A 20,999-nucleotide genomic window follows, 5' to 3' on the forward strand; every position below is an offset into this window, starting at 1 on the left:
ATCGACGGGGAGGTTTGGCACCTCGATGTCGGCTCATCGCAACCTGGGGCGGAAGTACGTCCCAAGGGTTGGGCTGTTCGCCCATTAAAGCGGTACGTGAGCTGGGTTCAGAACGTCGTGAGACAGTTCGGTCCATATCCGGTGCAGGCGTAAGAGCATTGAGAGGAGTCCTCCTTAGTACGAGAGGACCGGGAGGAACGCACCGCTGGTGTACCAGTTATCGTGCCAACGGTAAACGCTGGGTAGCCAAGTGCGGAGCGGATAACCGCTGAAAGCATCTAAGTGGGAAGCCCACCTCAAGATGAGTGCTCTCACCACAATAAGTGGGTAAGGTCACGGGCAGAACACCCGTTCTTAGGCGGTAGGTGGAAGTGCAGCAATGTATGTAGCCGAGCCGTGCTAACAGACCGAGGGCTTGACCTCACAACTCATTTGGTTTCGCGTTACTTGCAGTCTTCAGGGTTTCTGAAGTATTAGAAATGTAAAATTTCAAAAGTCATTTTTAATTTTACATTTTTAATTTTTAATTCCCATCAGGTTTTCCTGGTGTCTATTGCGCGGTGGAACCACACTGAACCCTTCCCGAACTCAGAGGTGAAACGCTGCTGCGGCAACGATAGTTTAGGGGTAGCCCTACGCAAAAATAGCTCGATGCCAGGTTTATTCTTACAACAAGCCCCAAGCAATCATAATTGCTTGGGGCTTTTGTTTACCCTGAATTTTTAGTATTGGCAATGTAATTAAGATCAAATGCTGTTTGTCCCTGTTTGATAAGATGGTTGGCATACTTGGAGAAGTTCATAAGTCGTTCGTTCACCCTATGACAACCAAAAAATATGTTTACTGGCAAGATGAGGAGATGGTTAATATGGCGTTGTAGCCGAACGTGGAGAGGTTATTTGGTAAGAATATGAGGGCAATCTGTGTCGGCTCAAGTTTACCTTACCCTGAAGGAAGCAAGCTAGAGATGGGTCTAAATTGCTATGTGAAACTGTTTTTATGTTTGAAGAATTATTTTGACTTTTGAATTTAAAAAATGTCCCGTTCTGGATACACACTTCCCGTCTTTGCTTGCGCTGCTGCTGTTGCAGCTTTACACTGGTTACACAATCGCCAATCCCTAACTTTAGCATCTGTAGATTTAATTGAACCCGCTCAAATCGCAGAAATCCCCATTGAACAGGTCGCAGGACTATCTGATAGTACAGCTTTAGCGATCGCTCGCAGCGATCCCGGTGATAATCTCGATTTGACTAAAGATACACCGATTTGGGCATTGGTGGAATGGCGAGAACAGGGTGATGATGCAGTAATTATTAAAGGTGGGGAAGGGATTGGTAGGCAATTAAATGCTGATGACAAGCCAGCCATTTATGCTTATGCTCAAAGGCTGTTGCAAGAGAATTTGCAACGGATGTTAGCACCTGGGGAAAAAATCACGGTGACGATTATTCTACCCGAAGGGCGATCGCTTGCTGTTCGGACTTCAAATTCTGCCTTTGGTGTGGTTGAAGGACTTTCGCTTTTAGGCACAACAGGCATTTCTCAACCCTTAAGTACACCAGATCAGCTTGCAGTTTTTCGGGCGGAATTACAAAATAAAGCCAGTCGTTTTGAGAGTTTAATATTCTGTATCGGCGAAAATGGCTTAGATTTAGCGCGTAAACTAGGGATTAATCCTGAACAATTAGTCAAAACGGCTAACTGGCTCGGCCCAATGTTAGTAGAAGCTGATGTGCTGGGTGTGAAAGAAATCTTATTATTTGGCTATCACGGTAAACTGATGAAACTGGCAGGAGGGATTTTTCACACTCATCACTACTTGGCTGATGGACGACGGGAAATTTTAGCAGCGCACTGTGCGATCGCAGGTTTAAAATTACCAGATATCCAAGCTGTGTTTAATAGTGCTACCGCCGAAGCAGCACTAACATATCTAAAATCGCTAGATGCTGCAACTGGCAGTGATTGGGTAAATCAAGTTTACAGTGCGATCGCTGAAACCATCGATGTTCGTTCCCAAGAATACATCCAAAGCCATAGCCAAAAGGGGACAGGAACTACAGTCTGTGGCTCTATCCTCTTTGATCGCGATCGCAAAATTATTGTGAAGAGTAAAACTGCTCGTCTGTTGATGGGAAAATTATGTTAATTTATTATGAATAATCGTAAACAATCCAAATAAATAATCTTTTAAGTAACCACTCTAGGGTAAGTTTATCGTTTTAATACCATCTCCGACTCCGGGACTAGACAAGCGCACATAACCTCGCGTTTGTCTAGGGCTTTTATACCATTATCAGCCTAACCAGGCTGAATAATAGCATCACTATAGACCACAAAGCATCTATCCTTAACAGACATAACACTCCCGTCATGAATACAGCGGTGACTCTACCAACAGAACAAGCGCCCCAAACATTGGAAAATTTTGGGCGGCTTGATCGCCAATTGATTGTAATTCTGGATTTCGGCTCTCAATATTCTGAGTTGATTGCCCGTCGCATCCGCGAGACTCAAGTATACTCTGAAGTTTTATCCTATCGCACTACTTCTGAACAATTGCGCCAACTCAATCCCAAGGGAATCATCCTCTCCGGTGGGCCGAGTTCGGTTTATGGTGATAACGCTCCCCATTGTGACCCAGAAATCTGGAATTTGGGAATACCCATTTTGGGTGTTTGCTATGGGATGCAGCTGATGGTGAACCAACTCGGTGGCGAAGTGGCAAAGGCCGATCGAGGTGAGTACGGCAAAGCATCATTATATATTGATGATCCCACAGATTTGCTCACCAACGTCGAAGATGGCACCACTATGTGGATGAGTCACGGAGACTCAGTTATCCAAATGCCATCGGGGTTTGAATTGCTGGCACATACAGAAAATACTCCCTGTGCTGCCATTGCTGACCACGAAAGGAAACTTTACGGTGTTCAGTTCCATCCAGAGGTGGTGCATTCTCTTGGCGGAATAGCATTAATCCGTAATTTTGTCTACCATATCTGCGATTGCGAACCCACTTGGACAACAGCGGCTTTTGTGGAAGAAGCAATTCAAGAAATTCGCGCCAGAGTTGGCGAGAAGCGAGTGCTGTTGGCGCTGTCTGGTGGAGTGGATTCTTCTACCCTGGCGTTCTTGCTGTATAAAGCCATTGGTGAACAACTGACTTGCGTGTTTATCGATCAAGGCTTTATGCGAAAGTATGAGCCAGAGCGATTGGTAAAGCTGTTCCAAGAGCAGTTTCACATTCCTGTAGAGTATGTTAATGCCCGCGATCGCTTTTTAGCTAGAGTTGCTGACATTACAGATCCCGAAGAAAAACGCCGCCGCATCGGACACGAATTTATTGCTGTATTTGAGGAAACATCCAAACGCCTTGGTCACTTTGACTATTTGGCTCAAGGGACTCTTTATCCAGATGTTATCGAATCTGCTGACACCAACGTTGATCCCCAAACTGGTGAGCGGGTAGCGGTGAAAATTAAGAGCCATCACAATGTTGGCGGTTTACCCAAAGACCTAAGATTTAAATTGGTAGAACCACTGCGGAAACTATTTAAAGATGAAGTCCGCAAAGTTGGGCGTTCCATTGGTTTACCAGAAGAAATTGTCCAACGGCAACCTTTTCCTGGGCCTGGTTTGGCAATTCGCATCTTGGGGGAAGTCACATCTGAGCGGTTAAATATTTTGCGTGATGCCGATTTGATTGTCCGGCAAGAAATTAACCAACGCGGTATGTATCATGATTTCTGGCAAGCATTTGCTGTATTGCTGCCAATTCGTAGTGTTGGCGTTATGGGGGATCAACGCACTTACGCTTACCCCATTGTTTTGCGGATTGTGACCAGTGAAGATGGCATGACTGCTGATTGGGCAAGAGTCCCTTACGATGTCTTGGAAGTGATTTCCACTCGGATTGTGAATGAGGTGAAAGGAGTAAATCGGGTGGTTTATGACATCACCTCTAAGCCGCCTGGAACTATTGAATGGGAGTAATCAAGTTTTGAGTTGACTTAACTAAAAGTTCATCACTCTTGGCTATAGTTCAGATCCCTTGCAGTAGATTAGATTCATATACAGTAGTCTGCAAGTTAATCAGTTAAACCTTTTCAACTCAAGAGCCAGGTATAAAGCCTATTACAGCACGGCATAAATCCAGCTACCATCTCAATTAAACAGACAAGTAGGGTCAATTCATGAATTGCTCCTACTTGAGCAACTGATTAAAAGTAGGCAAGGTTCCATCACGGTGTACTAGTATACTTCTGACTCCTGCTGTATTTCAAAATGGCAATGCCGCCATGACTCGTTTTAAGCCTCGGCATTGTCTATTTTTTTGAATTTCGGTTTACTAAGAACAAGAATGTCGCAAAATCCCGTATTTGCTAAATTTTAAGTAACTTTACTACTTTTAATTTTAAAAAGCTTTCATCAAAATCCAAACTTGTTAGTAATAAAGCAGTGAGTAATTACCAAGATTATTCTTGAACTCCAACTATTTGTTAAAGTTAATTTTTAAATGTAAAGGAATTTAAACACCAACATAATTTTATCCAGTCAATAATTATAAATGCCAGCAAACAATGAACCATCAATTAGATGGTAACTAGACAAATTGAATTATTGTCTAGAAAAGTAGACGCGATCGCAGTAAAATTACCAATGGTGTGGTTACTGAGAAAAAACAAGCAGCTCATTAGAAATAACTTTCATTTGATCAACGTTAATAGAGATGTCATGGAACCTCCTCTCCCCCTTGCTGGCTTAAACATCCTCGTAGTTGATGATGATGACGATAGCCGCTTTTACATTACTACCGTATTGGAAGCTGATGGAGCAACCATCATGGCAGTTGCATCGGCAGCGGTAGCATTGAATGTACTACCTGAGTTGCAACCAGATGTCTTGATTTGTGATATTGCTATGCCTGGTGAAGATGGATACACCCTCATCCGCAAGATCCGGGCGCTGAATGATATTTATGGAAAACTCCCCGCTATCGCCTTAACTGCCTATGGTGATAGCGAGTATCGTAGCCGTGCTCTCGAAGCAGGCTTTCAGACTCATGTGGCTAAACCAGTTGATCCAGGAGAATTAGTTGCGATCGTCGCAAATTTGGTTGCTTCTTATAAGAGTTAATACAAAGATGCATAGACTTATTATTTGTTATTTCCGTCAGGAGTAGTTAAAAAGGTGTGATTGCAGTCTTGAGGAAGGTTGAACCACCAATTCTGTCATCAAAAAGCTTGAAATATTTATAAAATAGTGTATTGATCATGTAATTTCTTGTGAGTACTCTTCTGCACGAACTCATTCAATTTATGATAATTTTCTTGAAATGGTTTTTGACTGTGGTGATAACTTGCTTTGGAAAAAGTAGAAATATCTCCATTAAATTCTGTGTTATTTAATCTTTTAAATAAACTCGAATGCTTGAAAACTACTACAGACTATTTTGCTCCAGTTTCAAAGCTAATTTGCTCAGACTTATATGTTGGTGGCTCGACGTGAATTAAAATCCTCACTGGACGAAACTGTTCTTCTAATCGGCTTTCTACTTCTTCGGTTATGTGGTGAGCGGTTTCTACATCTGGTGCATCTACTATTAAATGCATTTCGATGAATACTTGACGACCAAGAACGCCGCGAGAAGCGATCGCATGACAGTTAATTACACCTGGAACAGAAGTAGCGATCGCATGTATTGCTTCTGGTGCGATCGCCATTTGATCTACAAGCCAAGGTAAATTCTCTTTTAAAACTGACCAACCACTCCAAAATACCAACAAGGCGACAGGAAAAGCTAACACCAAATCCATCCATTGATAACCTAGCCAAACTCCTATCAATCCGCCAATTACAGAGATGGTCACCCAAATATCGCTCATGGTATGTGTCGCATCAGCTATGAGAATTGAGCTACCTACCCGCCTACCCACAGCACGTTCGTAAAACGCCACAAAAATATTCACGCCCAGCACAATTAGTAATAACCACAACTCAGGTGGCGAGATTCTCACTGGTTCACCACCACCTTTGAGAATTCGTTCGATTGCTCCTTGCAGAATTTCAAAACAGGCAATTCCTAAAAATGAGGCAATTCCTAAAGCTCCTACTGCTTCAAACTTACTGTGTCCGTAGGGATGCTCGCGATCGGGTTGTGGAGAAGAAAATTTACTCGCAATTAATCCTAAAACGTTATTAGCGCTATCTGTCACACTATGTAAGGCATCAGCTAGCAAACTCAAAGAACCTGTCCAGTAGCCCACAAGTGCTTTTAATCCCAGTACAAACAGATTGAGCAATAGGGTAATAATTAAAACCTTTTGTACTTCGGCGCGGTTATCGTAAGTCATAGATAATTTATCACATTAAGTTCTATGACTTCTAATGTAGACCTCAAAATACAAATAAACACAAATAAAGTGTATCAAAGTCTTACGCAGTAAGAATTAAGTATCTCTATAGTATCTATATTTTATACCAAGTTGTTGAGATTCTTTTTAACTAATAATAGCTACAAGCTGGATAGACATTGGTAATGGCTTTATAAATAACAGCATATTTTTAGCATTAATTCTAGGAATATTTTAATTAATTTTGTTATTCATATATCCACTTAGGTCATATCGAATTGTATTCAAAGATATTATGACCACTATAGTTGTCTGTATTTACTCCGAATAACTGACGAGCTTAATGAGTTTTATTTACTACTTCATAAGGATAAGAAAGCCCGCAATTTATTCAGAAAAGGGTCAACATTTGAGGATGTCAATGGGACACTAAATAGATGTCGTCCTACTTCGGCCACGCTTGCAACGCTGTCTTCACTACCCGTAGTAGTTCCACCTGGGTGGTTCCGGTCGCCGCCAAGACTGAGATTCCACAATTGACCGTTATGACAAAGCGGGCGAGAGCATCTGGATCGGAATCGGCCGGCAAATCTCCCTCCGAAATCGCCCGCTCGAAACGATTACGCAGGGCAGCTTCGCTTGACGCTCTGCGTGCGGACAATTCCTGCCGGATCGGATCGGCTGGATCTCCGCATGAAAGCGTGCCATGAACCCAGAGACATCCCGGTGGATTGCGCGGATCGGTTCCCAGGTCAACGACTCCATACATCATCCGCTCGACGACCTGGCGGGCGGTCGGCTCTTTGAGAGCCTCACGAAGATAGGCTGACGGCCCGTCGGCATAGCGATCAAGCACTTTCCGGAATAAAGATTCCTTGTTTCCAAAGGCAGCGTAAAGGCTCGGACGATTGATGCCCATAGCCTCGGTCAGATCCGAGAGGGATGTGCCCAGATAGCCCTTGCGCCAGAACACGTGCATTGCACGATTGAGTGCGTCATCGGTATCGAACTCGCGGGGTCGGCCCATCGCCGCAGTGGTTTTTTCCTGTTTCATACTCATCAGTATAATAGTTTCTTGACAGGCTTACCCCCATGCTTTATATCTATACCATACGATACAAAACTATAACAACAAAAGAAGACTATGAGCACCAAAAAACTTACAGGTAAGGTGGCATTGGTAACAGGTGGCTCACGCGGTCTAGGAGCAGCGATCGCTAAACGTCTCGCACAGGATGGCGCAGCTGTCGCTCTCACGTACACTAGCTCGCCGCAAAAAGCCGACGAGGTGGTGCTTGCCATCGAAGCGGCAGGTGGACAAGCCTTGGCTATACGCGCCGATAGTGCCAATGTTGAAGCAGTGAAAAACTCTGTCGCCGAGACTGTAAAAGTCTTTAGTCGCCTGGACATCCTTGTGAACAATGCGGGGGTCGCCGCTTTGGCTCCGATCGACCAGTTCTCACTGGATGATTTTGACCGACTCATCGCGATTAACGTCAAGGGCGTATTTGTGGCAACTCAGGAGGCTGTCCGCCACATGGGTGAGGGGGGACGGATTATCATGATCGGCAGCATCAACAGTGACATCATGCCATTTGCTGGTGGCTCCGTCTACGCTTTGACCAAGGGTGCGATCGCCAGTTTTACGCGCGGTCTTGCCCGTGATCTCGGTCCTCGTGGCATCACGGTGAACAACATTCAACCTGGCCCCGTGGACACCGACATGAACCCGGTCGAGGGACCCTTTGCCGACAATATGAGAAGCATGATCGCCCTCCAGCGCTACGGTCGGAGTGAAGAAGTTGCCGACATGGTTTCCTATCTCGCCAGTGCCGAAGCTGGTTTCGTCACGGGTGCGAGCCTGAAAATTGATGGTGGCTTTGCAGCCTGATTCGGCGGGTAATGCTCTTATTGCAAGCTAATGAAAGCCTGTTATGTAGTAAGCACTTCAGTGCTTAAGACAAGGACTAAAGTCCTTACTACAAACTTATTTACCAAGCATTGTTGGCTTTACGGACTACTAGTACCGCAAGGCGGAATTAAAAATTAAAAATTAAAAATTAAAAATGAATACAGCATAAGGGTTTTGTTGATTTGGAATGATTGGTTTATTTCCGCCGTGTTGTACTAGTACAGCACGACAAAAATAAACTACCCATTTGAAATGTCTGAAATCCCTGCAAAAATGTAATTACGTTAGCGCAGCATTCGCAACGTAGGAGCGTCATTACGAATTACGCCAAGCTGTACTAGTGGTTTATTGAATCAGACACAGGGAAACATCAGAGTGGGATTCAGGCCCCTTCTTCCGGTAATATCAGTACTTATCAAGAAGTTTTAATAAAAAAGATATGTCTTCAATTCCTCTAACATTGAATTTAATTGAAGGTTCAGTCTCCTTCAGTTTTTCACCCCAAGCAGCACGAGAATTAAAGACAGCGACGGATCAACTGATGGAGCGCCTGAAAGCGATCGCCACTAAACCCACTCCTGGCGGCGGTAGAGTCACTCCCCAGCCTCCCTTGGAATATCGTTATACGGGTGAAGTATTTTTAGAAGTTTTTTGTAATCCTAATATCTGGCCAACGCCATTCGCAGCCAAAGTTTTGCTGACTGTCCGCAACGTCAACATCCGCTTGACTACGGAAGCTGAACTTACTCGCATCATTGAAGACATTAATCAGTATTTAGAGCAAGTAGAATAATTGTTGAAATGGTTTTGCTATGCTTTTCAAGATTTTGTCTTAAAAAATACTATACAAATTTTGGATTTTTTCAGAGTTGAGCCAGTTGCTTGCGGAGGTTCACGTTGGTGTCCGTTAGCCCTAGTCAGCAAACTTTTTAAGACGGATTTTGGCTTTGAAGAGCAAGTAGATTGACGCTTCCCTCAACTAAGCGATGAAATGAATTATGAGTCAAAAGTGAAGTTCCTACACTTCTATCGGCTCAATGTAGGAACTTCACAGAATTTACATACTAGACTCAAGCTGTGACACCAGATGGACAGAACAAATGGTTCTGATGCCTTCTTTAACTTGAAAAGTTGTATAAATTCAGACTCTAATACTTCTGTGTTAATGAAAAACGCAAGATTCTGTATGGGGCAATGCTCATGAAAAAACAGAGATTATCCCCCAGATTGGGCGTCTAATCGTTGATGGTGACATCCACACATCGAAAATAAGCTCCCAATCCCAAATCCGAAATCAAACATTGATTTAGTCGTTGTCCCACTGTTCACGACCAATTAGATCGCCAATGCGATCGCGCAACAAAAAGTCACATTTCTCTAATTCACATTCAACGCAAACCCACTCTCTCGCTGGGATGTATTGGCAAAGGGTATATATTGGCTGTTGTCGGCTAATCATTCCCTTTTGCACCAGTCGGCGTGCTTCGTCTTGAATCACATCTAGAGAGTAGTAATTGATAGAAGGCACCGTATTCACACTCATGGTTTTTACTCACAAATTAACACTTACGATAGTGTTCCCGTTAATAATTAGGAACAAACATTACAGAAATTAGACTTGTGGCTAGGATTTTGTAGTTTGCTATACGGAACTATTTTTATTTTGACGCTACACATCCTAAAATAATCTCAAGAAATGTTAAGAAAGTCAACGATTCCTGACATTTCTCGAAAATCCGCTTTACAAAAAAAATTCCAAGTAGTTAACTTAACCTGCATCTGTAGCTGTATGGCTTTGATGCCACAAGTCTGAAAGTCTTGCCATTACTGTATTTAGGCAAGATTTGGTGGGTTGATATCGCGTAGGCGTAGCCCGCCGCAGGCATCGCTCACATATCAAATAATCACCTTAAAGCTATTCATCTAAGGGTAAACAACACAAGAATATTTGTCAGATACTAGGGTATAAACTGTTGCAAAACATAACGGCTAAAGTACACTACTAAGCCTTTTACCTTAGCATCTGTTAACAATTTCTTAAGTAAGGCAGTAATTGCTTGGTTATTTACAGCACTAATATTACATAGGTTTCTTTTGAAAAACATCTGTAAAAGGGTGGAGTAATACTAATTCGTAGCTTGAGACAAGTATCATTTATGCATCTGCATAAAAAAGTTGGTGCTTCTACTACCTTTTTGCGTTGACGATTTTCTCCCTGTTTTGAACTTTAGTTCCAGCCTGTCCCTCTCCAACTAGGAGTTTTGCGTAATAAAACCTTTTGATTCGGCTCATTAGACGGACACGATATGAACCGTCGAATTCACGCAGTAGAGTAAAAACAAAAGCCAAGACAAACAGGAAGCCCATACATGCAACTACCGATCGCTGAAGTAGGTTATGGTCACATTAAAACAGACGCGATCTAGTCACGTCTGTAAACTGTTTGGCGGATTTGCTGAGATTAATTGTTCTGAAGTTACATTGTTATTTAAGTTACTTATTCACTAGATGATTCATCATTTTGATCTGTGCTGTCTTCTACAAGTACCAGATTTTCTGGAGGACGGTCATGATTAAGTTGGTTTAGTAGTGCCAATACTTTATTACCGCGTTCGATGGAGCGATCTTCGAGAAATATCACCTCTGGTGTACGACGTAGGCGTACCCGCGCCCCAAGTTCGCTGCGGACATAACCCGTAGCGGACTTTAAGCCTGCCATTGTTTCTTCTTTAGCTTCATCTGTACCATAGATGCTGACGTAGATTTTGGCGTGTTGGAGATCGCCAGAAACATCAACATCAGTAACACTAACCATTCCAGTACCCACACGGTCATCCTTAATGCCGTTGAGCAGCATTTGGCTAACTTCCCGTTTGATCAGTTCAGCAACGCGGGAAACCCGACGATTTGTAGCCATAAAAATTTCGCCTCATCACAGAGGTTGTACGACAAAAATAGATGCAAGTTGGTTAGACAGTACTTAGCGGGAGCAACGCTAAGAGCAACCGTCTGTGGGGCATAGCCCCGATATAGCGCTAGTCTAGATTGGACTTAAGCCCAGCATTGCCCGTAGAGTGAAAGTAAGGAAGACTAGGCTGCTCACAAATAAACCCAAGAGGGCGATCAATGTGACCGGACGCTTCAACAGTGGCACTAATGGTGCAAAGGTGTTCAGAAACAGTCCTAAGACAATAGTAATTAAGTACCGGGGGTAGCGAAAGACGTTATCCCAAAATCCGTCAAACATCTGAATGTAAACTGCCTTGTTATATACTTACGTTTGTTTTGATATGCTTTATCTACTCAATTGTAATATATGTGGCTGGAAAATTAGCCAGTTAATATAAAATACGGCTCGTCGGTTATATTGGCTTTATTTAGTCGTGATTATTTTCAGTTAAATCGTAAGTAAATGGTAATTCAAATCCCCAAAGAAACTAGCCCGCGTCCATTTTTGAAGTGGGCTGGGGGTAAAAGTAGGTTGATACAGCAATATATTCCTTATTTTCCCAAAAGTTATAAAAATTACTATGAGCCATTTTTAGGTGGTGGTGCAGTTTTTTTCTATCTCCAACCAAGTGCAGCTATTTTAACTGATATTAATGCCGAGTTAATTAACACTTATTGTTGTGTTAGAGATCATGTTGAGGATTTAATTTCTCTATTGAAAGAGCATAAAATCCGACATAACAAAGATTATTACTATAGTATTAGAAACAACTCTGTTGGTACTGATATAGAAAAGGCTGCTCGTCTAATTTATCTTAATAAGACTTGTTTTAATGGTCTTTATCGAGTTAATTCACAGGGGAAATTCAATGTGCCTCTAGGCAGATATGAAAATCCCAATATTTGTTCTGAAAATTTACTGAAAGTAGCCTCCGTAGCACTTTCTCATGCAGAAATTAAACAAGCAGATTTTACAGAAGTGCTAAATCATGCAACTAACAATGATGACTTTGTATTTTTTGATCCACCCTACCATCCTATCAGTGAGACTAGTTATTTCACTGCTTATAGTCAAAATTGTTTTAGTAAAAAAGACCAAGAACTTTTAAGAGATACTTGTGCAGAGTTAGCAAGTCGTGGCGTCAAAGTTATGGTATGTAATTCTGATAGCGAATTTATTAGGAAAATTTATACTGATATTAATTTTGAAACCTACAAAATAAACGCATCTCGCTCAATTAACTCAAATATAAAAAATAGAGGCATGATTCACGAACTATTGATTACATCTTTTAAAGATTTTTATTTGCCCAAGCAATAAATCTGTCTAAGCTATAAACTGCTAATAAATTATGGTTATCATTCACTCTTGCTTTTAGCCATTTGCTTGCCCCTTCTCGCATACCTTCACCACCTAAAATTACAATAGTTGGTGCAGGATAATAATTCTGGATGTTCATGTTCAAGTAAGGAAACTTTTCATCAACAGAACCGGGACTTTCTTGCCATTTGCACTCAAAAATTAAACCAGATGGCATTGCAGGTGAACCAACAACAAAAAAATCAACCTTCAGATCGGTATGATAAATTCCAGTCCCAATATAAACTTCTTTGCCATAACGTTTTGGCAATAAAGCAGCATTTAATATAAATTCTTTTGGGACATAGTTTCCTACTTGGAAATAATTATGTCCATTTAAGATTGCTTCTACATTTCCTTCTAAAATATTCCCAGACTTATTTGCCCGTCCGCCTTGAGTCAGAGCCATCCTGAATCCCTCTGCCAAAAGTCCTGCTTATTATAGGATTTCACAGAAGCAGTAAAAAAGGTTCAGTTGCTTAATATGAATTTTTTATTTTGACTAAACAAGGTTGCATTAATGGGTAAAAAATCCGAATTTCATAGTATTTATGTACTAAAGAAATACAAATGTATCAATAATTTGGATTAGGAACGAGTTACTAATTCAGATAATAGTTAAAATAATGGATTTATCTTTAGTCTCAAAGAGCAACTATTGCAAGCGACTCCGCCATTTTTCTGGGTCTTGGGAACAGTGGAAAACAGCGTAGATAATAATCTCCTGTTCATTAAACTCGTAAAAAACGACGTAGGGAAAACGCCTAATTGTAGCGCGGCGATAGGTTTCATGAACAATCTGGTATGTGCTGGGGTGACGCTGAATTAAATTCAGGCAGGCATCAATACAGCGTAGGAACTCAGCGCCTAACCCTAATTCGCGTCCCTCGTACCAGTCATAAGCTTCATTAATGTCCAGTTCTGCGCCTGTAAGGATAGTTAATTTTCTAGCCATGTCGTTGAGAGATTCTGGCTTTTACATCTTCCCAACTACTGCCAATGGCTGAATTTTGCAGATATTCGGCTTTGCGACGAGCTAGCTCTTGTTTCTGCCAATCTAAAACTGGGAGCGCTGCTGGTGTAGCGGCAATCTCATCCCATAAATCTTCTACCAGTTGAAGTTTTTCCGCTCTCGAAAGACTAGAGAGTTCGGGAAATACTGGGTTCATGGTCTTCTCTATATTTTATTCACTTTTATTTTAGCCTGTCTGGGCTTCAGTATGACCGTTGCGGATAGCCCATGCTAGTTCTAAAAGTTGAGTCCAGCGCTTTTGTAACTGTTTGGGGGTGCATTTGATAGCTTTGGCGATCGCTTGGTCGTTTTGTCGGGCAGTTTTTAACTGTAATATTTGCTGTTGCTGTTCTGTAAGTTGATTCACAAAGATTTCCCACTGCTGGGAAGATAAACCCAATTTTTGCTCTAAACCCGCACCTAACCATTGATGTACTAATTGCCAGTGGTGTTGTTTGGCAAATTTTTCTACGTGGTATTTAAACCGTTGTTGGAGATAATCGCGCTGACGGCTAGTTAAACCGAGAATTTGGTCAATTTCTGGGGCTGAGAGGTCTTGAAGTTTCAAGCTGAGGTAGTTCATACAATCAGATTGACCTTGAGACTCCAGATATTTCATCAATTCAGTGATGACGCGATCGCGTTCTGACTCTTCAGATGGATCGAAATTAGTTTGGGCAATCATCTGCGATCGCAGCTGTTGCACCGCCGAGTTACGCTGGTAAGATTCTGCTTCTTCACCCTTAGCAGACTCTACCGCCATTTCAATATCCACGGTAGTTTCTTGGGGCTGACGACGAGCAAAACCTTGGGCCCGCAAGATAATTAATTGCTGATTTGCACCACCAGGTAAATTGATCCGGCGTTTAGCATACTGTTCTGTAAACGCCATGTATTCAGCTAATTGCAGCTGAGTCCGCGGCGTGTGATCGTCAGGTAGTTCGTTTTCTCTGCGGAAAGCTTTGATAGCTTCGATATAAAATGCTTGTAAAAAATCTTCAATCAGGCTGTAACGAGCCTCAAAACCCAACTCAGAACCAGATATAGTTACATGACGATAAACCATAGCACCCAAATTGCTATGTAATTCCACCCGCCCTTGTTTGGAACCTAGTTGGTAGTAACGTAAGCATTTTTGCATCCGATGCCTTCCCAACGTAATCTGCCAGGACTTGATTTCCCCAGATGTTTGGATACGGGAGCTTTTATCGCAAATGCGTTCTACTTCTACGGCTATGCGCTTGGCTAAAGCTTCTACACACTTGGGTGTTGCTTTCACTTGCGTTTGCATTTCCTCACACAGCAACTCAATTAAAGTATCACTGCTGCTATCTGAAAATTCTTCAGTCGAAACGTGGTTATCAAAAATGGGTGTAGAGTTTGGTAGATTGACGACGTTAGCTTTCATGATTTTTCCAGGTAGTAGTATTGCACCGTAATTACAACGCAGACACAGCAATCAAGACCATCCTTGACTGGAGAATCTTTGGGCATTCATCCATCAAGACTTGCCGCATATAATGCTCACATCTAAAGCTCATATATCAAACTATAGGAAATACGAAAGAGTTACAGTTATGACAATGTGTCGGTTTGTTCACAAGCCATCATAATTGACACTGACACACGAATACCCGCCATTTTCTCCAAGTTGTCAAATACCTTGCTGTACAAACTGTTGTCACCATCCTGTTATATCCACTGCGACACCGAAGATATCGCCTTTAAATATGACAATTTTAAAACTGGAGTCGTTTTTATCACAATTTCCGAAACGGAGAGGTGCGCCTGTGAAATAGGGGCTGGGGACTAGGGACTGGGGATAAAGAATTTTTTCCCCAGTACCCAATACCCAATCCCCAGTCCCGGAATTCTTATACCCATGCTGCTGCTGTTTCCCAACCTAAACCCCTCCGTATAATCACTGCTTCGTCTCCCGTCATATCCAAGATGGTAGATACTTCATAAGTAGGTTCCTCGCCAGTGTCTACAATTATGTCTACCAACTTGTCCAAACGGTCAAATAGCTCTACCCGCGACTGAACAATTTCTGTATCTATCCGAATCATGCCATTATCTGCTTCATCTGGTGGCAGATGTGCTGAAGTTGAAATAATCGGATTGCCCAAGGCTGCCAGCAACTCCAAACACACAGTATGGTTTGGTACTCTAATTCCAGTAGTTTTCCGCTTGGGGCTTTGCACCAATCGCGGTACTAACTTAGTCGCTGGGAGCAAAAACGTGTATGAACCCGGAATCAGGCGTTTCATAATTCGATAGGCTGTGTCACTTACGAAGGCATAAGTTGCCACATTTGAAAGCGAGGGACATAAAAATGTCAATGGTTTATCATTTGCTAGCTTTTTAATTTGCCGCACTCGTTCTACCGCCGACTTGGCATTCAAATCACAACCGATCGCATAGACTGTATCAGTAGGGTAAAGCATAACTGCGCCACTAGAGAGCGCCGACTTTATTTCCTCTATTCGGCGAATTTGAGGATTATCCGGATGAACTGAGAAAATTTTTGCCATAGGACGGGGATTGGGGATTGGGGACTAGGTGAGAGTTACTAACTCTGAACAAATGACAAATGACTAATAACTAATGACTAATTTATTATGAATAAAATCGCTTATCTTCAATGTCCGACAGGAATTTCTGGTGATATGTGCCTGGGTGCTTTGGTCAGCTTGGGTGTTCCTGTGGAGTATTTAATTGAAAAACTCAATGGGTTGGGTATTGAAAAGGAATATCAGTTAAGGGCAGAGTTTGTCCAACGGAATGGTCAGCAGGCGACTAAAGTCCATGTGGATTTAGTACATGATCATCATCACCATCACCATGATCACGAACACAGTCACCATCACACACGCCACTTGCCAGAAATAGAGCAGATGATTCTCAAAGCGGGGTTGCCACCACGGGCAGAAGCTTGGAGTTTGGCGGTATTCCGACAGCTAGCAGTCGCAGAAGGAGCGGTGCATGGTATTTCGCCTGAAAAAGTTCATTTTCATGAGGTGGGTGCTATAGATGCGATCGTAGATATTGTGGGTACTTGCCTGGGGTTGGATTGGTTGGGGATTGAGAGCAATGAGGAAGGATTGCCATTACTTTACTGCTCGGCGTTTCCGACTGGTGGCGGAACTGTTTGGGCTGCACATGGTCAGATGGCGGTACCAGTACCAGCAGTATTAAAGCTGTGGGAAATGCGGAGTTGTCCAGTTTATAGCAATGGCATTGACAGAGAACTGGTGACACCAACAGGAGCCGCGATCGCTACTACTTTGGCAAGAGATTTTGGGTCACCACCCGCGATCGCTATCAAGCAAATAGGACTGGGAGCAGGAACCATAAATTTAGCCATTCCAAATATTTTACGCCTCTGGTTGGGTGAAAGCGCAAGTTTGCAATCAAATTTCAGCGATTCTGAAGATACTAGCTCAAATTTAGAAACCATCTCGGTACTAGAAACCCAAATAGATGATTTAAATCCGCAAGCGATCGGCTATACGTTTGAGGCGTTGTTTGTGGCTGGTGCGCTGGATGTTTTTACCCAAGCGATCGGTATGAAAAAGTCGCGTCCGGGGATTTTGCTGACTGTGATTTGTCATCCAGAAAATTTACTCAGTTGTGAAGCGGTTTTATTTCGCGAAACCACGACTTTGGGCATTCGGAGAACAACTCAGCAACGCGCCATTTTACAACGGGAAATTCAACAAGTTGAAACGGAATATGGCAAAGTGCGCGTCAAGATAGCATGGAAAGGACAATCACCAGAAAAAGTTATTGCAAATGTGCAGCCAGAATATGAAGATTGTGCAGACTTAGCCCGAAAACATAATATTCCCTGGCGCGAAATTCAACGGCTGGCGCTACAGCGTTGGTATTTAGTCAATAACTGATACAAATCCCTCGTTCCCTCGTTCCCTCGTTCCCAGTCTCCGACTGGGAATGCAATCCTAAAGGCTCCGCCTTCCCTCACACATCAATCAACTCTACCTGTAATAAACCTAGTTCCCCAATGTAATTCCGGTAACTAGAATACCGCCAATGCGCGGGATCATCCACATAACCACGCCTGACTGGATTGTTGTGAATATAATCTAACTTTTGTCTAAACATTTCCTCATCTAGAATCACCTGCGGATGAAAACCTTCTTGCCAAAGCTGATATTCTTATTTTGTCTTGTGTTTTAATTTATAAAGCTCAAGCTGATTAAGTATGTAGTTAGAATTATTTTTCTCAAGTAAGTCAATAATAGAGCGAGCCGTGAATGATTTAAAATTTCCTATTTCTTTAGATAAACTGCTGGCAGAGGCGATTACATGGAGATGATTTTCCATAATTACGTAGCCGTACAAAGTTAAACGCTGCTGACGTTGCAGAAAATTTAGGGAATCTAAAATAATTTGTGTAAATTCAACTTTGCCGAATAGTGGTATCCAATTTATAACTGTGCAAGTGAGGAAGTGTGGCTGGGTTCCTAATACGTGGTAGCGACTGCGTCCCATTATTTTATTTAATTGGAGGCGGAGCCTCTAGGATGGCATTCCCAGTCGGAGACTGGGAACGAGGGATTTGACTAAGTTAGGGCTTTCATCAAATATTGTGTCAATGTAAACGCATCTACACCCAATTCGGTACGCTCTTGGGCGGCTATTATACCTGCTTGCGAATGCCACCAAGCAGCAGTTGCGACAATATTTTCTATGGGAATCTGTTTAGTTGCGGCTTGCGCTAACAATCCACCCAGTAGCCCAGTTAACACGTCACCGCTACCGCCACGCGCCAAGGCGGGTGTGCTTTCAGGAACAATCCAAACGTCACCTTGAGGGTTGGCGATCGCAGTTCTCGCCCCTTTCAACAACACCACCGCCCCACTTTGCGCGGCAGCTTCTTGTACTGCTTTCACCCTGTCATGTTTGGCATCAGTGACATCAGGAAACAATCGTTCAAATTCGCCAGTGTGGGGTGTGAGTACGGTTACTGCTTGACGTTTTTTTAATGTGGCGATCGCTCCCATTTGTGCCAGGATATTTAAACCATCGGCATCGAGAATTAAAGGGCGTTCGCTTTTTATGATTTCTTGCACAATGGGAGTAGCATCTCGTGTTAAACCGGGGCCACAAGCGATCGCATTAAAGGAACTCAGATTGGTGTTTTCTGGCAATTGCAATTGAGCGATAGCTCCGGTTTCCGTCTCTGGACAACCGACAATTAGCGCTTCTGGCAAGTGTGATACCAAAAGAGATTTCAGCGATTCCGGTACGGCAATGGAAAGCATTCCCACACCACTAGCCCTAGCACCCAAACCAGTTAAAATTGCCCCACCTGCATAGCGCCGCGAACCGCAAATCAACAGTAAATGTCCTTCCTTATATTTGTGCGTGACTGGTGGACGGGGTAGGGGTAAAGTAGCAAGTGCTGTTGCTGGTGTAATACGTTTAATCTTGGGTGCATTTTTCAGAACAGCTTCTACATCAGCTAAAGGAATATCAAAATCGATTAACTCAGCTTTCCCGATATATTCCAATGCCTGATCTTGGAAGAAAGCTAGTTTCCATAAACCCAAGCAAAATGTGTGAGTGGCGCGAATGGCAGTTCCCAATACTTCGCCCGTGTCGGTGTGTAAACCCGAAGGTAAATCGATGCTATAAATCGGCACAGACAATTCATTTAGCTGATTAATTGCAGAAGCGATGGGATCAGTCAGGTTTCTTTCTAAACCAAACCCAAACAAGCCATCAATCAACAAATCAGAATGTGGTAATTGCTCAATTGTTTGATAAATTGGAATGCCCAAACTCTGGGCATATTGCAAGTGCTGCGAAGTTAATTCTTTGAGCTTAGAGAAAGGAGAATAAATCCAAATCTCATGCCCGCGAAAGTATAATTCACGGGCTACTACTAAAGCATCGCCACCATTATGACCGGGGCCGACAAGAATTCCGACACGAGATCCCCTTAAATTTGAAATAACCTCTGGAATCCGACGGGCAATTAATCCCGCCACCTTTTCCATCAAAGCGACTACAGGCATTCCTGCTGCAAAGATCCGCTTTTCAATATCGCGCATCTGCCCAGCAGTCACTATTACTTGTGAAATTTGTTCTTGCCTATCTTCTATCAGTGCTGAGTGCTGAGTCATGACTTCTGAGCTTAAGTTATCAAGTTCGTATTAATTTCTCACTCTTAACTTTTAACTCTTAACTCAGCACTCAACACTCAGCACTTATTCACTTTCCGTAGTAAACCCTAGCATTCCGATATCCTGTATTTCGCAGAAATTTATTCCATTCCTCAGCTTGGAATCGATCAGAGAAAGGCCCTATTGCTACGTGTGGGCCTCGTGGTTGCGTCCTTTCGAGGACTCCGCCAGATCGGCCTAAATCCTGGCTAAATCGGGCTAGATTCTGCCTAATTTGTGCTGCGATCGCAGGTAACTGTTCTGGAGTGGCAGGAATAGCGACATAATATCTAGAGACTGGCCTATTAGAACTTATAGGATTGCGATCGCCTACAAAACCTCTATTACCTGCATTTATTTCCTGTCCGTTAGCAAAGCTAATAATCCGGGCGCTATATATCCCTCGTGACTGTAGCTCACCCACTCGTTGTTGGGCGTTAGATACTCTGTTAAAAACACCTGCCTGAATTACATTCCTTCCCTGATACTGGCGAATATAAGCAGTGGGTTCAATCCGACGTATTTCTTGTAGCGTCTGGAAATCACTACCATCTACGTAAACTAAGTAGCGCTCAAAGTTTTCGTTATATTGACTAAACTGTTCAGGTTGAGAGGGCTGAAAGTTCGGGTCAAATTGATTGTTTTGTAATGGTTGGGAGGGCTGGAAATTCTGCTCCAACTGATTGTTTTGTACTGGTTGAGAGGGCTGGAAATCCTGCTCAAATTGATACTCCTGCACTGGTTGTAACTGCGGTGATGGCTGTTCACCAAAGGGAATTACTGGCGGTGGCGGTAAAGTTTCACCAAATTCTTGAGCCAGTAAGACGTTGCTGTTGTGGATTTGTGCTTGTGCTGGGGTCAAATCGGGAATCAGCACTAACCATCCTCCCACTAATAAGGCTACGGTGTACACCCAAGTCGAACTACCCCCCTTAATCCCCCCTTGGAAAGGGGGGAAACTAAAAATACAGTTCCCTCCCCTTTCCAAGGGGAGGGTTAGGGAGGGGTAAAACTTACGCTTAAACTCAGATGAGTGAACTGTTTCAGACTTATGTGTACACCGTAGAACTAATAAGGAAAGAAGTCTGATCGTGGGCTTCCAACCCTCAGAACTTCGGCGTAGCATCTGAAATGGGATAAATTGACTTGGTATTTCTCTCGACATAGTAGTTAGAAAGTAGTCAAAGTATTTTTAGGCAATTTCCATCAGGAACTA

At 42.9% G+C, this 20,999-nt stretch carries 21 protein-coding genes, 2 rRNA genes and 1 pseudogene; 9 read left to right on the forward strand and 15 right to left on the reverse strand.

Annotated features, from left to right (window positions below):
• From RRG12_RS15940 to RRG12_RS15960, 5 genes are all read left to right on the forward strand, one after another.
• Nucleotides 1-423, forward strand: a 23S ribosomal RNA gene (locus RRG12_RS15940); the annotation flags it as partial.
• Nucleotides 424-542: 119 nt separating this feature from the next.
• Nucleotides 543-660: ribosomal RNA gene (rrf, locus tag RRG12_RS15945) — 5S ribosomal RNA — on the forward strand.
• A 376-nt stretch (nucleotides 661-1,036) separates the two neighbouring features.
• The gene (cbiD, locus tag RRG12_RS15950) at nucleotides 1,037-2,152 is read left to right on the forward strand and encodes a cobalt-precorrin-5B (C(1))-methyltransferase CbiD (protein ID WP_420759962.1); all 1,116 of its coding nucleotides are present in this window, start codon (nucleotides 1,037-1,039) and stop codon (nucleotides 2,150-2,152) included.
• A gap of 224 nt (nucleotides 2,153-2,376) precedes the next feature.
• Entirely contained in the window at nucleotides 2,377-3,999 is a 1,623-nt protein-coding gene (gene guaA / locus RRG12_RS15955) for a glutamine-hydrolyzing GMP synthase (protein WP_069073694.1), read from the forward strand.
• Nucleotides 4,000-4,740: 741 nt separating this feature from the next.
• Nucleotides 4,741-5,142, forward strand: a complete 402-nt coding sequence (locus RRG12_RS15960) for a response regulator (protein ID WP_069073696.1) — start codon at nucleotides 4,741-4,743, stop codon at nucleotides 5,140-5,142.
• A gap of 311 nt (nucleotides 5,143-5,453) precedes the next feature.
• Here RRG12_RS15960 and RRG12_RS15965 read toward each other — a convergent pair whose 3' ends face one another.
• Both RRG12_RS15965 and RRG12_RS15970 read right to left on the reverse strand, forming a co-directional pair.
• On the reverse strand, nucleotides 5,454-6,359 hold the full coding sequence (locus RRG12_RS15965) for a cation diffusion facilitator family transporter (protein WP_420759963.1): 906 nt from the start codon (nucleotides 6,357-6,359) through the stop codon (nucleotides 5,454-5,456).
• Nucleotides 6,360-6,804: 445 nt separating this feature from the next.
• Nucleotides 6,805-7,413, reverse strand: coding sequence for a TetR/AcrR family transcriptional regulator (locus tag RRG12_RS15970; protein WP_420759964.1), 609 nt, complete (start codon nucleotides 7,411-7,413; stop codon nucleotides 6,805-6,807).
• 90 nt (nucleotides 7,414-7,503) lie between these two features.
• Here RRG12_RS15970 and RRG12_RS15975 point away from each other — a divergent pair, with 90 nt between their 5' ends.
• Both RRG12_RS15975 and RRG12_RS15980 read left to right on the forward strand, forming a co-directional pair.
• Entirely contained in the window at nucleotides 7,504-8,250 is a 747-nt protein-coding gene (locus RRG12_RS15975; RefSeq protein WP_420759965.1) for a 3-oxoacyl-ACP reductase family protein, read from the forward strand.
• 460 nt (nucleotides 8,251-8,710) lie between these two features.
• Nucleotides 8,711-9,064, forward strand: coding sequence for a hypothetical protein (locus RRG12_RS15980; protein WP_069073691.1), 354 nt, complete (start codon nucleotides 8,711-8,713; stop codon nucleotides 9,062-9,064).
• A 513-nt stretch (nucleotides 9,065-9,577) separates the two neighbouring features.
• Here RRG12_RS15980 and RRG12_RS15985 read toward each other — a convergent pair.
• The 4 genes and pseudogenes from RRG12_RS15985 to RRG12_RS16000 all read right to left on the reverse strand — a co-directional run bounded on the left by RRG12_RS15985 (nucleotide 9,578) and on the right by RRG12_RS16000 (nucleotide 11,518).
• Nucleotides 9,578-9,814: a DUF4327 family protein gene (locus RRG12_RS15985; RefSeq protein WP_069073690.1), complete on the reverse strand. Its 237-nt coding sequence runs from the start codon at nucleotides 9,812-9,814 to the stop codon at nucleotides 9,578-9,580.
• A 415-nt stretch (nucleotides 9,815-10,229) separates the two neighbouring features.
• Nucleotides 10,230-10,379, reverse strand: a pseudogene (locus tag RRG12_RS15990) (hypothetical protein); the annotation flags it as partial.
• A gap of 389 nt (nucleotides 10,380-10,768) precedes the next feature.
• On the reverse strand, nucleotides 10,769-11,188 hold the full coding sequence (gene rbfA, locus RRG12_RS15995) for a 30S ribosome-binding factor RbfA (RefSeq protein WP_420759966.1): 420 nt from the start codon (nucleotides 11,186-11,188) through the stop codon (nucleotides 10,769-10,771).
• A 123-nt stretch (nucleotides 11,189-11,311) separates the two neighbouring features.
• Nucleotides 11,312-11,518, reverse strand: a complete 207-nt coding sequence (locus RRG12_RS16000; RefSeq protein ID WP_084227060.1) for a DUF751 family protein — start codon at nucleotides 11,516-11,518, stop codon at nucleotides 11,312-11,314.
• 165 nt (nucleotides 11,519-11,683) lie between these two features.
• Between RRG12_RS16000 and RRG12_RS16005 the strand changes: the two genes are divergently transcribed.
• A complete protein-coding gene (locus tag RRG12_RS16005) occupies nucleotides 11,684-12,541 on the forward strand; it encodes a DNA adenine methylase (RefSeq protein WP_420759967.1) in 858 nt (285 codons plus the stop codon).
• Here RRG12_RS16005 and RRG12_RS16010 read toward each other — a convergent pair.
• The 5 genes from RRG12_RS16010 to RRG12_RS16030 form a co-directional block, all read right to left on the reverse strand.
• The gene (locus tag RRG12_RS16010) at nucleotides 12,513-12,989 is read right to left on the reverse strand and encodes a PD-(D/E)XK nuclease superfamily protein (RefSeq protein WP_420759968.1); all 477 of its coding nucleotides are present in this window, start codon (nucleotides 12,987-12,989) and stop codon (nucleotides 12,513-12,515) included. The two genes, RRG12_RS16005 and RRG12_RS16010, sit on opposite strands and share 29 nt — an antisense overlap.
• 246 nt (nucleotides 12,990-13,235) lie before the next feature.
• A complete protein-coding gene (locus RRG12_RS16015; RefSeq protein WP_420759969.1) occupies nucleotides 13,236-13,535 on the reverse strand; it encodes a type II toxin-antitoxin system RelE/ParE family toxin in 300 nt (99 codons plus the stop codon).
• Nucleotides 13,528-13,749, reverse strand: a complete 222-nt coding sequence (locus RRG12_RS16020) for an addiction module protein (RefSeq protein WP_334979614.1) — start codon at nucleotides 13,747-13,749, stop codon at nucleotides 13,528-13,530. The genes RRG12_RS16015 and RRG12_RS16020 overlap by 8 nt, the downstream gene beginning before the upstream one ends.
• Before the next feature lie 30 nt (nucleotides 13,750-13,779).
• Nucleotides 13,780-15,000 (reverse strand): HetZ-related protein, encoded by a 1,221-nt coding sequence (locus RRG12_RS16025; RefSeq protein WP_069069624.1) that lies wholly within the window; start codon nucleotides 14,998-15,000, stop codon nucleotides 13,780-13,782.
• Between the two features lie 466 nt (nucleotides 15,001-15,466).
• Entirely contained in the window at nucleotides 15,467-16,126 is a 660-nt protein-coding gene (locus tag RRG12_RS16030) for an L-threonylcarbamoyladenylate synthase (protein ID WP_420759970.1), read from the reverse strand.
• 87 nt (nucleotides 16,127-16,213) lie between these two features.
• On the opposite strand from RRG12_RS16030, the gene larC reads away from it, so the two are divergent.
• On the forward strand, nucleotides 16,214-17,497 hold the full coding sequence (larC, locus tag RRG12_RS16035) for a nickel pincer cofactor biosynthesis protein LarC (RefSeq protein ID WP_420759971.1): 1,284 nt from the start codon (nucleotides 16,214-16,216) through the stop codon (nucleotides 17,495-17,497).
• A gap of 76 nt (nucleotides 17,498-17,573) precedes the next feature.
• Here the strand turns inward: larC and RRG12_RS16040 are convergent, their stop codons facing one another.
• The 4 genes from RRG12_RS16040 to RRG12_RS16055 form a co-directional block, all read right to left on the reverse strand.
• The gene (locus RRG12_RS16040; protein ID WP_420759972.1) at nucleotides 17,574-17,717 is read right to left on the reverse strand and encodes a hypothetical protein; all 144 of its coding nucleotides are present in this window, start codon (nucleotides 17,715-17,717) and stop codon (nucleotides 17,574-17,576) included.
• A gap of 54 nt (nucleotides 17,718-17,771) precedes the next feature.
• The gene (locus RRG12_RS16045) at nucleotides 17,772-18,107 is read right to left on the reverse strand and encodes a transposase (protein WP_420759973.1); all 336 of its coding nucleotides are present in this window, start codon (nucleotides 18,105-18,107) and stop codon (nucleotides 17,772-17,774) included.
• Nucleotides 18,108-18,178: 71 nt separating this feature from the next.
• Nucleotides 18,179-19,744: an NAD(P)H-hydrate dehydratase gene (locus tag RRG12_RS16050; protein WP_420759974.1), complete on the reverse strand. Its 1,566-nt coding sequence runs from the start codon at nucleotides 19,742-19,744 to the stop codon at nucleotides 18,179-18,181.
• Nucleotides 19,745-19,832: 88 nt separating this feature from the next.
• On the reverse strand, nucleotides 19,833-20,696 hold the full coding sequence (locus RRG12_RS16055) for a hypothetical protein (protein WP_420759975.1): 864 nt from the start codon (nucleotides 20,694-20,696) through the stop codon (nucleotides 19,833-19,835).
• Nucleotides 20,697-20,999: the final 303 nt, after the last annotated feature.

It is taken from the genome of Nostoc sp. CALU 546, from assembly GCF_048836525.1.